10 protein-coding genes and 2 pseudogenes are annotated in these 13,357 nt (G+C 66.5%); 4 read left to right on the top strand and 8 right to left on the bottom strand.

The features are described from left to right. Positions 1-99 precede the first annotated feature (99 nt). Both BST40_RS20300 and BST40_RS20305 read left to right on the top strand, forming a co-directional pair. The gene (locus BST40_RS20300) at positions 100-483 is read left to right on the top strand and encodes a DUF732 domain-containing protein (RefSeq protein WP_158006388.1); all 384 of its coding nucleotides are present in this window, start codon (positions 100-102) and stop codon (positions 481-483) included. A 43-nt stretch (positions 484-526) separates the two neighbouring features. Next, the gene (locus BST40_RS20305) at positions 527-733 is read left to right on the top strand and encodes a hypothetical protein (RefSeq protein WP_131808379.1); all 207 of its coding nucleotides are present in this window, start codon (positions 527-529) and stop codon (positions 731-733) included. A 94-nt stretch (positions 734-827) separates the two neighbouring features. Here BST40_RS20305 and BST40_RS20310 read toward each other — a convergent pair whose 3' ends face one another. Beyond that, positions 828-3,410 carry a cation-translocating P-type ATPase gene (locus BST40_RS20310; protein ID WP_083155278.1) on the bottom strand — a complete coding sequence of 861 codons (2,583 nt, stop codon included), beginning with the start codon at positions 3,408-3,410 and terminating at the stop codon, positions 828-830. 1,145 nt (positions 3,411-4,555) lie between these two features. On the opposite strand from BST40_RS20310, the gene istA reads away from it, so the two are divergent. Together istA and BST40_RS20320 are read left to right on the top strand one after the other, a co-directional pair. Next, a complete protein-coding gene (gene istA / locus BST40_RS20315) occupies positions 4,556-5,797 on the top strand; it encodes an IS21 family transposase (protein WP_083155279.1) in 1,242 nt (413 codons plus the stop codon). Continuing rightward, positions 5,797-6,153: pseudogene (locus tag BST40_RS20320) on the top strand (ATP-binding protein); the annotation flags it as partial. The gene istA and the pseudogene BST40_RS20320, both read left to right, overlap by 1 nt. A gap of 42 nt (positions 6,154-6,195) precedes the next feature. Here BST40_RS20320 and BST40_RS20325 read toward each other — a convergent pair. The 7 genes and pseudogenes from BST40_RS20325 to BST40_RS20355 form a co-directional block, all read right to left on the bottom strand. After that, positions 6,196-6,642, bottom strand: a complete 447-nt coding sequence (locus BST40_RS20325) for a DUF6262 family protein (RefSeq protein WP_083155282.1) — start codon at positions 6,640-6,642, stop codon at positions 6,196-6,198. Continuing rightward, positions 6,639-8,810, bottom strand: a complete 2,172-nt coding sequence (locus BST40_RS20330; RefSeq protein ID WP_075545216.1) for a tyrosine-type recombinase/integrase — start codon at positions 8,808-8,810, stop codon at positions 6,639-6,641. Before BST40_RS20330 ends, BST40_RS20325 begins: the two co-directional genes overlap by 4 nt. Next, the gene (locus BST40_RS20335) at positions 8,807-9,988 is read right to left on the bottom strand and encodes a tyrosine-type recombinase/integrase (protein WP_075545217.1); all 1,182 of its coding nucleotides are present in this window, start codon (positions 9,986-9,988) and stop codon (positions 8,807-8,809) included. Before BST40_RS20335 ends, BST40_RS20330 begins: the two co-directional genes overlap by 4 nt. Positions 9,989-10,165: 177 nt before the next feature. After that, positions 10,166-10,441 (bottom strand): annotated as a pseudogene (locus BST40_RS20340) (ATP-binding protein); the annotation flags it as partial. A gap of 2 nt (positions 10,442-10,443) precedes the next feature. After that, a complete protein-coding gene (locus BST40_RS20345) occupies positions 10,444-11,004 on the bottom strand; it encodes a Mu transposase domain-containing protein (protein WP_241780378.1) in 561 nt (186 codons plus the stop codon). Positions 11,005-11,075: 71 nt separating this feature from the next. Beyond that, positions 11,076-11,369: a hypothetical protein gene (locus BST40_RS20350; RefSeq protein ID WP_075549900.1), complete on the bottom strand. Its 294-nt coding sequence runs from the start codon at positions 11,367-11,369 to the stop codon at positions 11,076-11,078. Further along, positions 11,366-13,228, bottom strand: a complete 1,863-nt coding sequence (locus tag BST40_RS20355) for a tyrosine-type recombinase/integrase (RefSeq protein WP_198929563.1) — start codon at positions 13,226-13,228, stop codon at positions 11,366-11,368. Before BST40_RS20355 ends, BST40_RS20350 begins: the two co-directional genes overlap by 4 nt. Between the last annotated feature and the right edge of the window lie 129 nt (positions 13,229-13,357).

Here is a 13,357-nt window from a genome sequence, read left to right on the forward strand (position 1 = left end):
AGCACTGGCACTGCACGAGATTTGGGCGTTGACTTGGATATATCAGGGGTCGGATCGGACTTGCGTGCAATGGCAGGTTGAGCAATGAAGGTCACTCGAATGGGCTCCACTGGTCGAATTCGATTGCGGTTGGCTGCCGTACTTGCGGCGGCGCTGCTGGGCCAACTCGGGGTGCTGCCGCCGCCGCATGCATCGGCGGACTGCGTCTTGACCGCGCAGGACCAGCATTACATCGCACTGCTCGCACGCCGGCAGATCGGCGCGGCTTCCGGGAACACCGACTGCGACGTGGCAGCGCGGGGCCAGCAAATTGCCAACGATGTGCGGATGGCGAACAACCCGTCGTTGGTGGCGTCGACCATTGCCGACGACGTGTACTATCGGACGAACTTGACCGCGGAGCAGGCTGCGTTCGAGGTCGCGGCAGCGATCTACGTCTACGCACCGGATATGGTCTGGGTAGTCAAAGACACAGCGTCGTGATCGGCGCCGGATCGCGGTCTACGTGCCCAAGGAGAACGTCCAGATGATCACCAAAGCGCTGATCAGTGCAGCTATCGCCGCCGGTGCCGCGATCGGGGTGGCCGCACCGGCCATGGCTGATGAGCCAACTGCTCCGGTGACCACCTGTAACTGTGACCAGCCGGTCGACAAGCCTCCTGCGCCCAGCTCGCAGCAGATGAATCAGAGCATCCGGGAGGCCCTCGCCAGCCTGGAAGCCGGCGAAGGCTGATCCGAACGGTGGGCCGGACCGCTTAGCCGCTGCGCCTCGATTTTTTCGGAAATCCTTGACTCGCAACGCTATTCGGACAGCCGACCTCAGGTGATCAGGCATTGGACGAGCGGCGGCGATGACGCGCACGCAGGTGCTTGTCGAGCGCATCGACAGCCAGCAGGATCGGCATCGAGCTGAGCGCGACCACCCAGCCCCACAAGGGCGGAGTCCACTGGCCGAGCAACCTGGCGACCGGCGGCACCCACAACTCGACCAGAGACAACGTCAGACCGATGAGCGCCGCCGGCACCAAGAGCCGGTTGCTGGTCCAGCCCAGCGCCCCGGGCCAGCGCGAGGATGACCGGCAGGCGAAGACGTTCGCGGTCTGGGCGAAGACCACCGTGATGAATGCCGCCCCGGAAGCGGCCGCCAAGGCGTGCCCGGTGGGGAACGGGTCGGCCGGACGCCAGCCGAGCGCCAGCATGGACACCAGGAAGGCGGCCAGCGACAGGACTGCCTCGAGTGGTCCCAGCAGTCCGAAGGCCCGGCGCAGCACGGTGTGGTTCATCAACCGGCCGCGCACCGGGGGACCTTCGAGCAGGTGCTGCGCCGGCGGCTCGGCCCCCAGCGCAACCGCTGACAGGGTGTCGGTGCCGATGTCGAGCGCGATGATCTGCAAGACCCCGAGTGCCAGCGGGAACAGGCCGCCCGAGAGCGCCCAGACGAGGAACGGCGCCAGCTCGGCGACGTTGTCGGTCAGATGGTAGGTCAGGAACCGGCGGATATTGACGAAGGTTGCCCGCCCCTGTTCGATACCGGCCACGATTCCGGCGAACGAGTCGTCGAGCAGCACCAGATCGGCGGCCTCGCGGGCGACGTCGGTGCCGGATTCGCCCATGGCCACGCCGATGTCGGCCTCGTGCAGCGCCGGGGCATCGTTCACGCCGTCTCCGGTCATCGCGACCACGTGGTGTCTGGAGCGCACCGCGCGCGCGATGCGCAGTTTGTCCTCGGGAGAGACCCGGGCGATCACGATCCCGTCGCGGTCGAGCAAAGCGCCCAGATGTTGTTCGTCGTCGGGCAGGTCCGCCCCCGACAGCACCGGTGAGTCCGGGAACCGCAGCCCCACCTGGTCGGCGATGGCCGTGGCGGTGGCGGGATGATCGCCGGTCACCATCGCCACCTTTACGCCGGCCTGTCGGCAGGCCTGAAGCGACTCGGAGACCTCGTCACGCGGCGGATCCTGCAGTGCCACCAGGCCCAGCAGGCGCAATCCCTGATCGCATTGCTTCTGGTCCCGTGGGGTGCGGCCGTCGCGCGGGCTGGAGGCGACGGCGAGCACCCGCAGCCCGCGGTCGGTGAGGGCATCAACCGCCTGGTGGGCCGCCGGGTCGTCGCCGCACAGCGGAAGCACGGTGTCCGGCGCGCCCTTCACCACGACCTCCTTGGCCAGCACCACGGCCATCCGGCGCAGCCTGGGGTCGAAGGGGAACCGCAACTCAGCGGAAACGGCGCGACGATCCTGGTCCGTATCGATGCCCAGTCGCCGGGCGAAGGCGTCGAGGGCCGCCTCCATCGGATCACCGTGGGCGCGCCAATTGCCTTGAATCTCTTCGGCGTATCCGGTGGAGCAGCGTTCGGCGGCCAGAGCGAGCTCGCGGACCGGGTCCGCCGCGGTGGGTGACGACCACGCGAGTTGGGCCGTCGGCCCGTAGCCGGCGCCGTCGACGGTCAGCGAGCCGGCGGACGTCCAGGCGTCGACGACGGTCATCTGGTTGCGGGTGAGGGTGCCGGTCTTGTCGGTGCAGATGAAGGTTGTCGAGCCGAGCGTCTCTACGGCCTCGAGGTTGCGGACCAGGATCTGGCGCTTGGCCATCTGCTCGGATCCCCAGGCCAGCGACAGCGTCACCGTCGGCAGCAACGCCTCCGGGACCAGAGCCACCGTGACCCCGATCGCGAACACGAAGGCCTGCTGGACGGGGTTGCCGACGAGCATCGAGATGAGCAGGAAGACGACTCCGACGCCGACGGCGATCGCCGCCGTGAGGCGGACGACACCGTTGAGGCCGCGGGTCAGTGGCGTGTCGGGTTTCGTGGTCGAGGTCGTCAGCCGGGCGATGCCCGCCAGCCGCGTGTGCTGGCCGATCGCGGTGACCCGGGCGCACGTATCGCCCTCAACGACAAAGGTTCCGGCGAACAGCGCGTCACCCACGGCTGCGCCGCCGGCCACGCTTTCGCCGGTCAGCATGGAGGAGTCGACCAGCAACCGGTTCTCGGTGAGCACCACGGCGTCAGCGGGCACCCGGTCACCGCTTTCTAGCAGCAGGATGTCTTCGACCACCACGTCCTCGGCCTCGATCACTTGCCGGCGTCCGTCCCGCCACACCGTGATGCGCGTCGGCAGCATCTGCTGCAGCCGGTCGGCGGCGCGATCCGCTCGCGCCTGCTGGATCAGGGCGAATACCCCGTTCAACACGATCACCGCGATAATCGCGATGCTCAGTTGGGGAAGCTCGGCGAAGAACGCGAGCACCGCGGCGGCCCAGAGTAGTAGGGCGAAGAAGTGCGTCAGCTCCCCGAGCAGGCGATGGACGACCGACGGCCGCCTGGCCGCGGGGAGCCGGTTGGCGCCGTCTTTCGCGCGCCGCTGGGTGGCCTCGGCCGTCGTCAGCCCTGGCGGTAGGACATCGGCCATGGTCCTCCTCTGGGCTGCGTGGCTGATCTCGGTGGACCTCTGCGTCCCGTGTCTTGACGCAACGCTAACCGCGGATGTTGAGAATCGGTTGTTCCCGCATGGATCGCCGGCAGTAGCCGAGGGTCTGCTGGTGTGACGACCGCATCGGCTTGCTCAAAGCGCCTCATGGCGTCGAGGGCACTACGGCGTTGGTCTACTGTTTCCTTGGCTCGTTCGTTGTGGGCGAGTGTCGCGCTGCTTGTCTGGCGTTGTAATAGAAGGCGGAAGATAGAAGATCGATCAAGGGGCGGTAGCTCAGTTGGTTAGAGCCGCGGACTCATAATTGGTGTACCTGCGCGTTTGATGCGTTGGCTGGCGCTGGTCCGTTCGGGAAATACCGGCTTCTAGCTGCGTAGATAGGCCTTGTCGCGTTGGCCGGAGTTGAACGGGTCTGGAAGTGCTGCGGTATCGACTGCGGTATCGGCTGGACAGCTCTCGATGCGCAACCGCTGCCGCCCTGAACGCGCTGCGCTCCTGTCGCGACGGACTGAAGGAGTTGCGCCTCGACGCCAGCACGGCGGCTGCGGCGCTGACCGGCGCCCGGGGCGCCCGGGCCAGCGAGCTGCCAAGATGATCGCTGGCGGATTAACCACTGCAACCGCCTGGCGGTCGTTGTCGAGAGCGACCTTCGCGGCGACCCAGGCGGTAGATGCGGCGATCTCGCGGCACCTGGCCGGGTGTCCCCGGTGATCACGATTCTGGCCCTTCTGCTGCTCGGTGCGCTCGGCGGGACAACGTGCCGCGGTCGCGCTCGTGAAGCACCCTCCGGCCGAGCATTCGCATCAGGTGGCTGCTGATGTTTATCGGGTCCCTGTGCTGGAACGGCGAAGTCGGTTTGATCCTGTGGGCATGCGGCCTGATAACGGTGGCCGTCCAGAAGCCAGGGCCACCGAAAGCCAACGGACCGCAGGTGACCCGATGAAATTTCGCGGGACCGGCCACCGATGGCTCGATAATGCTCTGCTGTTGCAACGTGTCGTCGTAGCACTTTACGGCGCAATGGCGTTTGTCGACGGCACGTGAAAACTGACCCCCGCGTGGCAACTGAATTTTGACCCCCTGGTGCGGTGGCCTAGCTCTACCCGAGCTAGGAGGAACCGAAGGGAATGTTGTCTGTGGAAGATTGGGCAGAGATTCGTCGACTGCGCCGGGCGGAAGGTTTGCCGATTAAGGCGATCGCCAGAGTGCTGGGAATATCGAAGAACACGGTTAAGACTGCGCTAGCTTTGGATGAACCACCGAAGTATGAACGGCTGCAAAAGGGTTCGAACGTTGATGAGGTCGAGCCCCGGATCCGCGAGTTGCTGCAGGCATATCCACGTATGCCGGCAACAGTGATTGCCGAGCGGATCGGCTGGACCCGCTCAATTCGGACGCTTTCTGGCCGGGTGGCCGAACTGCGGCCGGTGTATTTGCCGCCGGACCCGGCTTCGCGTACGGAGTATGTGGCCGGGGAGATCGCCCAGTGCGACTTTTGGTTTCCGCCGATTGAGCTGTCGGTGGGATTCGGGCAGACCCGCACCGCCAAGCAGCTACCGGTTTTGACCATGGTGTGCGCCTACTCGCGCTGGTTGTTGGCCATGTTGCTGCCGTCGCGGTCCGCCGAAGATTTGTTCGCTGGCTGGTGGCAGCTGATCAAGGGGTTGGGTGCGGTGCCGCGGGCGCTGGTGTGGGACGGAGAGGGCGCAATCGGGCGTTGGCGCGCCGGGCGGGCGGAGTTGACCGGCGAGTGTCAAGCGTTTCGCGGTGTGCTGGCGGCCAAGGTGATCATCTGTCGACCGGCCGACCCGAAGTCGAAGGGGCTCATTGAGCGGGCCCACGACTACCTGGAGCGCTCGTTTCTGCCCGGGCGGGTATTTGCCTCGCCGGCTGATTTCAACGCCCAGCTGGCCGGCTGGCTGGCGTTAGTGAATACCCGCACCCGCCGGGCGCTGGGCTGTGCACCCACCGACCGCATCGGCGCCGACCGGGCCGCGATGCTTGCACTGCCGCCGGTGGCCCCGGCCACCGGCTGGTGCGCCTCGCTGCGATTGCCGCGGGATCACTACGTGCGTTTGGATTCCAACGATTACTCGGTGCACCCGACCGGGATCGGGCGCCGGGTGTTGGTGCGTGCCGATTTGGACCGGGTGCAGGCGATCTGTGACGGTGAGCTGCTCGCCGATCACCACCGTATCTGGGCCGCCCATCAGACAATCTCCGACCCTACACATGTGGAAGCGGCGAAGGTCTTGCGGCGCAGGCACTTCAGCGTCGCTAGGCCGGTATCGGAACCGCAGGTGCAGGTGCGTTCGCTTGCCGACTACGACGCCGCGCTGGGCGTTGACCTCGATGGTGGGGTGGCGTGATGGCTACCACCGCTAAAGCCGCCCAGCGCCGCGACGTCTCCGCTGAGATCGCTTACCTGACAAGGGCATTGAAGGCACCCACATTGCGCGACGCGGTACCCAGACTGGCTGAACGGGCTCGCGCCGAGAACTGGAGCCACGAGGAATATCTGGTGGCTTGCCTGCAGCGCGAGGTGTCGGCTCGTGAGTCCCATGGCGGCGAAGGCCGGATCAACGCAGCTCGGTTTCCGGCACGGAAATCGTTGGAAGAGTTCGATTTCGAGCATGCTCGGGGGCTCAAACGTGACACCATCGCCCATTTGGGCACCCTGGATTTTGTCACCGCCCGCGACAACGTGGTGTTTTTGGGTCCACCGGTTATCGCTGGGTGGGGTGCAAAGTAGCCGTGTTTGTGCTGGTCAGGACGTTGTTGCGATTGATGCGACGTTGGACGATGGCTGGAGGCCGCGGCGGGCGAGTTCACGGCGCAGGTCGAGGTTCTCGCCGTGTGCCCGGCGCAGGGCATCGCGGAGTGCTTGCAGTTGCTGGTGGTGTTGTTTTTTCAGTTCTGCGATCTGGCGGGTCAGGGTGATGACCAGGGTGTTGTCGCTGTCGACGGGAGCGTCGGGCGTGGTCTTCCGCGCACGGGTGCCGCGCAGATGCTCGATTCGTTGACGCAGTTCGGGATGGTTGTAGAGGAAGGCGTGAGAGACCCCGGCTTCGCGTTGAACGGCCTGGAAGGTGATGGCCTCGCCGCGTTTAGCCAGCCGACGGATGGCGTGTTCGGCATCGCGGGTTTTGTTCTGGGACTTGGTTTTCGCTGCTTCAGTTAGCGCTGTGATACGGCGGTTACGGGAGTCGGTCATCGGCTGCTCCTGCTGCGGCGGATGGGGTCCAGCGTCAGCGTGACTGTTCCGGAGGGTCTGTTGCAGGTGGGTGTCGCGCCGTGGCTGGCCTGGGCCGGAGCGGCATCGAGCGTGTCAAGCAGCCGAGCCAGGGCAGCGTGTTCGGCGCGGCGCTGGGATAGCCATACGTTGTCGTCGGGCATCGGGTGGCCGTGACGCTGCTCGAATTCGGTTCTGGCGCGCTCGATTAGCTCGGCGGTGTCGTGTAGTTGGCGGTCCAGTACGTGGCGGTGGGTGGCGTCGGTGACAAACACTGAGCAGGTCAGACACGCGTTGCCTTTGTCGCAGGCCTGCAGCGGGGGCAGCATGCACCAGCCGTTGGGCAGAAACCGGTCAGCGCGGCGGAACAGGTGCAGGCTGTCATGGTCGTCGCTGGAGAGCTGGATGCGGGTGCCGTCGGCGCGCAGTTTGGCGGTGGCCAAAAACGCCTGCTCAGCGTGTTCGTCGCGGGCGGCGATGTAGTGCATCGTCATGGTGGGGGTGGCGTGCCCGGCGTAACGCTGCAGCACGTGGACGGGCAGCCCGAGTTCGGCCAGCCGGGTCAGGCGGGTATGGCGGAACCGGTGGGTGTGGCTGAGCCGTACCGGGCGGCCTTTGGCGTCGGTGATCTGCACGATGTCGCTGAAGATGCGCAGCACCCAGTTGTTGCTGCCGGGTGGGTAGACCTTGTCGCCGCGACGGTTGGCCATGCGTTGCACGAACAGAAATCGTCCGGCCCCGCTGGGTGTGTGGTCGCGGATCCACTGTTGTTGTTCGGCAATCACTTCGGTGACTTCACGGTCGACGAGGATGGTGTCGGGCGCCACGTCGATCTTGCTTTGTGCGTAGCGGAACCTCGCCAGTGCCAGATCCTGGTCACCGTCACCTGCCGCGTTGGGTGCAGCTGAGAGGCAATCGAAGTCGCAGGTGCGGATCTCGCTGGCGCGCCGCCCGGTCAGGATCTGCAGCAGGATCATCCGCATGACTTGCGGGTCATCGAGCCCGTCGGCGGTAATCGTGGTGCCATCCCCGCGGGTGATCGTCATCGACTCGGTTCGCGGCAGCCCGATCAGCGGCAGCGCAGCGGTGATCTGGGCCAGGGCGTGGTCGTCGACGTAGTGGGCGTCATTGAACTCGCGCTGGTGGGGGATGCGGCTGACTCGGCCGAACCAGCTGTCGGCGTGGGTGGTGCTGACCTGCTGCCAGGGGCCTGCGCCGAGTACTCGGCGTGCTTCTCCGGGGTTGGCGGCCACGAACTCCAGCAGCCCGGCGACCGCACGTAGGTCGTCGTTGATCGAGCGGGCAGGCACGGCCTTGCCGAGGTGTCGGGTGTCGGATGCGCGGGTGGCTCGGTTGCGGCGCTGCGCGGTCCAGCGGGCGAACCCTGCAGCCTGCTCGACGGCCGCTGCTGGATCGCCAAGAATATCGGTCGGGTCTTCGAAGCAGGTGCTCAGCCACTTGTCGAAGCGCCGCAAGCTGGGCATCCGTTCCTGGCTTACGCTGGTCCAGCGCAGCGCACCAGATTCGAGCATGGTGCCCAGATGCCATTTGACCGCTGCCCGCAGCCAGGGCTGGCTGATCTGCCCGGGTGAGCAACCGTAGTTGGCGACCGGTTCGCGGTTGGTCAGTGGGATCCGCGGATCGCAGCGGGGATGCCAGTCGTCAAGCTGCCACCACAGCCCGTCGTGGCAGGCCGCGATCAGCGCCTGACGGGCGAATCCGAACACGATCCGCAGCCGGCGGTGGCTTTGGCCTCCGGGCAACCGCCGCCGGTAATTGGCGTAGTACCAGCCCTGCAACTCATAGGCCGCCTCCCAATCCATCTGGCGGATCGACGCCGGCACCCGGTGGCCTTGGCCCGCTGCGTGGCGCACGATGTGAGCCAGCTGGGCCATCGCCAGCACCGACACTCGGGTGCCGTCGCAGGCCTGCCAGTGCGCCATCCAGGCAAGTTCGGCCGCATACGGTTCGGGTAGCCCGCTCAGATCCAGTCGCGCCCAATCGTTCTCGGTGATCGATGCCCAGTCGCTGATGCCCTCGCCGAGCACCGGGCCCCGCCACTGCACTGGCAGTGCCCCCCACAGCCGCCAAATCGGGTCCTGCGCACTGGCCGGACGAAGATGCTGGGACCGGCGCCGCCCGCTATTCACTGATCCACCCGCCAGCCGCTGGCATAGGAGTTCCAGTTCGCCGCTGCCCGCAGCGCCTCGTCCTCGCGGACCCAGCTATAAAGATCGAGGGTGGTTTGCACATGGGCATGCCCCAGCCGCCGAGAGACCACCCACTCCGGTGTCCCAGCCAGCAAAAGCGCACTGGCATGGGTGTGGCGAAACCAATGCGGCGTCCAGTCAGACGGGCCCATCCCGCGCCGCCGCAGGGCTGCGACCTTCTCCCGCACCGTCGTCTCACGCAGCGCCGCCATCAGCGGTGGGCGTGCCACATTGACCAGCAGTGGGTGCTGCTCAGTCAAGACAACACCGGATTCTGCTGCCCGACAGGCGATATCAGTGAGATAGTCAGCGAACAGCCGTTCCAGATCCGCGCCCACATACACCCGCCGCGGTCGCATCATCTTGACCCGTGCCCCGTTTGGGTTGTCCTCGCGGGGCACGATCTCCACACAGGCACTGCCGCCGCGGCCCAGCACGAATTCACCGATCCGCAACCCCAAGGCTTCGCCCAGCCGCATCCCCGTCTCGGCCAGCAAAGCGAACAAGAAGCGGTCGCGCAGATTCCCGCGCCACGCCCCAACCTCAGGGTCGAAGACCGCGCAGCCATCCAGGATCGCCTGGATCTGCTTGGGAAGCAGCACCGGCGGGCGGTCCGGGTTGCGGCCGCGGCGCACCCGCACCAACGATGACGCCGCCGGCTCGCAGCGCCCATCCAGATGCGCCAATAACGCCCGTGCCGGGCGCCGCCGCGCAGTTCCGCGCAGCAACCGGCCTGCCACCGCCACCCCAGCTACCACGTGGTGCCACCGGTAGAACGAAATCAATGCCGCCAGACGCACTTCCAACGTCGCCGGAGTCGGAGGCTGCTCCGCTGCGGCCAGGCTGTGCTCCACTGTGCGGCCGTTGCGCAGCCAAGACAGGAACGCGCTGACCGCCGGGACCCCGACATCACCCCAGTCCGTGGTCTGCCCGCGCTGCTCAAGGAAACTCCACCACTGCGCCAGCGAGGTCGCATAGCCGCGCACCGTGTTCGGCGACCACAAGTGGCGATGCGCCTCGATCCACTCCTCAACCGGACCAACCGTCGCGTAGTCCTCCCCGAGCACCGTCCAGGTCCGCTGCCCGCCCGCCGGAACCACCGCCACCGGATACGCCATCGTTGCCGTTCCTTCACGTCGAAGAACACCCGCCGATAAACCGGCAACAACGATGACGAATCCCTGATCAACCCCCTTGTCGCATACATAGATGCGGGCGTGTTGCTACATGCTGATAACTGGTGGGCCGAGCAACACCACGTTGCGGGACTTGGCCAGGAACGCGCCCGTGCCTTAGTGGGCGACCACGTCCCGGTTCAAGGCCGGTTGATGATCGAAGTTGAAGTCCTCCAACGATTTGCGCGTCGGAAACCCCGCCGAGCGGATGCGGGTCGCCGCACCGGAGGCCTCGCGGGCGGCGACCTCCCGGGAGAGCACCGCCGCCAGATACTCCTCGTGAGTCCAGTTGGCGTCGCGGGCTTGCTCGGCCAGCCGGGCAGCGGACTCGCGGATGCGCGGCGCCTTAAGGGCCTGGGCGTAATGCAGGACGGATTTGATCGGGTCCTCGGCCATGATCACGCCACCTTGCCATCGGAAGTGACTGTGTTGCTGGTGAAGTCGACACCGAACGCGCGGTCGTAGTCGGCCAGATCACGCACCGGGTGATCACCTGCCACCGGTGGTGGGCCGGTTTGGAACTGTCGACGCAACGCTGCGGCAGTCGCGACGTGGGTGGGATCAGTCAGCGTTTGTCGCACCGCCCAGCAGCGGTCATGAGCCGCCAGCACGCGCCCCGCTCGGGTCACCACCACCTGAGTCAAGGTGGTGGTCACGTCGACGAGCTGTCCGATCGCATGCGGGTCCACGGAGTAGTGGTTGCCGGCCACCCGCACGTAGTAATCGCGCCCCAACCGCACCGAGGTCACCGTCTCGGTGACCGGTGCCACCGGCGGCAACGCCAGCATTTGGGCTCGATCGCGGTCGAGGAAGTCGACCGGACGACCATCGAGGACCCGCACCCGAGGGGCGTTGGCGGTCGGAAGCCATTGGCCCAGTTGACTGTTGAAGTCCGCCGGCGAAGTGAAGCTGCGCCCCGGCAAGAACGAGGTCTCCAGATAGCGGTTGGCTCGCTCCACGATCCCCTTGGATTCGGGTTATCCGGCTAATCCTGGGTCGGGTCGGTGTGGCGGCGGGTCGCTGGGTTGTCTCAGCGGGTGCGTTTGAGGTGTCGGAGTTCTTCTTCGTGGCGTCGCGCCTTGGCCGCGACGGCTTCCAGGGCGAGGCGGAGTTGGTCGATTTGCACCTGAAGTCCGGTCAGGGTGAGCGCTTCGCGGCCCTCGTGGCGGTGTTGTTCGATGATGGCGCGCAGTTCGGGGCGCCGGTAGAGGGTGGCCCGACCGATGCCAGCGTGGGCGGCTACAGCGTCAAAGGTGATGGCGACGCCGGTGGTGAGCAGCTGCTGGCATGCGTGTTCGACGCGGATCGCGGGTTCGTCGGTCACGGGGTGTCCGTTTGGTTCATGAGCTGGTCGAGGCGGTCGACGAGGCGGCGGTGGCGGGTGGCTTCCTGGTCCCAGCCGCGTGCCTGGGCGTCGGCGGCCAGCGCGGCGGCGTCGGCGCGTTGGGTGGCCAGGATGGGCAGGTACGTCGATTCGGTGCGAAAGTTCGGGCAGTGTTCGCAGATGTTGGCGTAGACGCAGGCTTCTTGGGCTGGCGTGCGCAGGCAGTATCCGCCGGCCATGCGGGCCTTGATCGTCGGGGTGTCCTTCCAGTCGGTGGCACCGGCGCTAATGTCGGCGATGGGCAGTGGGGTGCGGGTCGGTAGCACCGGTCCGAGTTGAGCTTTGGCTTGGGTTAGTGCGCGTTCGTAGTCGGCGCGCACGGTCTCGTCGAACAGCCGCCCATAACGCAGGCTCATCTCCGCCGAGACATGGCCTAGCATGGCCATCAGCGCCTGCAGCGAGACCCCGCAGTTGATCAGTGCGGTGGCGTAGGTATGCCGAAGTTGGTGTGGTGTAACCGATTTGAGTCCTGCTTTGGTGGCGGAGCGAATCAGTTCGTCGCGCAGGGTGTCCACTGAGACGCGCCGGCCTTGGTGGGTGAGCAAGAACTGCACCGGCTTACCGGTGCGCGGATGCGGCAACGGCTTGCCCGGCGAGCGGTGCGCGACGATCCGGTCGACCAGCTCGAGGGTCTCGTTGTCGATGGGCACCATCCGCTCGGTGTCGAGCTTGCCTAGCGGGACCTTCAACCAGGCCCCGGCGCCGGGAACCTCATGCACGCAGTCCAGTTCCAGGTCGCACAGCTCTCCGATGCGCATCCCTGTGGCCCGCAGCAACAGCAGCGCATCGGCGCGCAGCCGGTTCGGTGAGGCGTGCAGCGCGGCCGATAGCCGCCGGTCGGCGTCCGGAGGTAGGTAGCGAGGCAGCGCCCTGGGCAGCCGGGGGACATCGCGGGCGAACACGAGTTTGCGGCCGGGTGCCTCGGCCCAGCCCCATTCGTTGATGTCATCGATCAACCGCGCGACAGTCAAGATCCGGAAGCGCCGATGGGAAGCCGACAGGGTCGTTCCGGTGCGAGGGTTGCGCGCGGTGGCCACGGCGGCCAGGTAGGGCTCGATGTGGCGTTGCCGGTCCAGGCCCTCCAGTGAGGTCAACGGCGGGTCGACCTCTGTGAGAAACTGGGCGAAATGCCTGAGGCAACCGGCAATGCCCAGCACGGTCGATCGGGTGCGAGTGCCCGACGCGCATTCCAGGTAGGCAACCAGCGAATCAGTCAATCCGGTTGGAACACCAGCGAAGTGACGGCGCCAGGGCCACCGCAGGTGCGCGGTGTTCTTGGCGGTCGGGGTGACTTGCCCGTCCAGGTGATACAGCACTGCGCGGGTGGCATACAACGCGGTGCGATAGTGCTGCAACTGGCGCCCGTGTGCCTGTTCGCGGGCGGTGATCGCGGCGGCGAATTCGGCGATAGCAGCGTCGTTGAGCTCGTTAAGCGGGTGGCCGGTCTGGATCAGCATTCGCACCGCGACCTGGCTGGCCAGCGCCGCCGCGTCCTGGGTCGAGTAGCCCAGTTCGGTTGCTGCGGAAAGGAATCTGGTCACATCAGTGGCCAATGGACTGGTGCGCGCCTCCCGCAGGATGGCCGACAGCTTACGTTCGAGCAGATAGTCGTAGCCCGGCCGCAGAAATCCGGTCAGCATCAGGTAGTTCAGCAGCGGCCGCAGCGCCGAGCCAGCCGACAGCCGAACCGGTAATGGCTGTTGGGCCCATCCCTGCGGGTTGGGCCAGCGGTCCAGAAAAGCGCGGGCAGCGCCCAGAAACGAGCGGTTCCCCGCCCCCCCGCGCGGCCAACGCGGCACAGTAGCTTTCAAACAGCTCTGGCCCGCTTGCCAGCAGCCTGGCCACGCCGCTGCTAGTGGGCGCGCTGGCGGTCGCGGGCGGCATCGTAGGCGGCGCGCACGTGCGCCGGAGACAGATGAATGTAGGCG

This window comes from Mycobacterium persicum, from assembly GCF_002086675.1.
Classification (GTDB): Bacteria; Actinomycetota; Actinomycetes; order Mycobacteriales; family Mycobacteriaceae; genus Mycobacterium; species Mycobacterium persicum.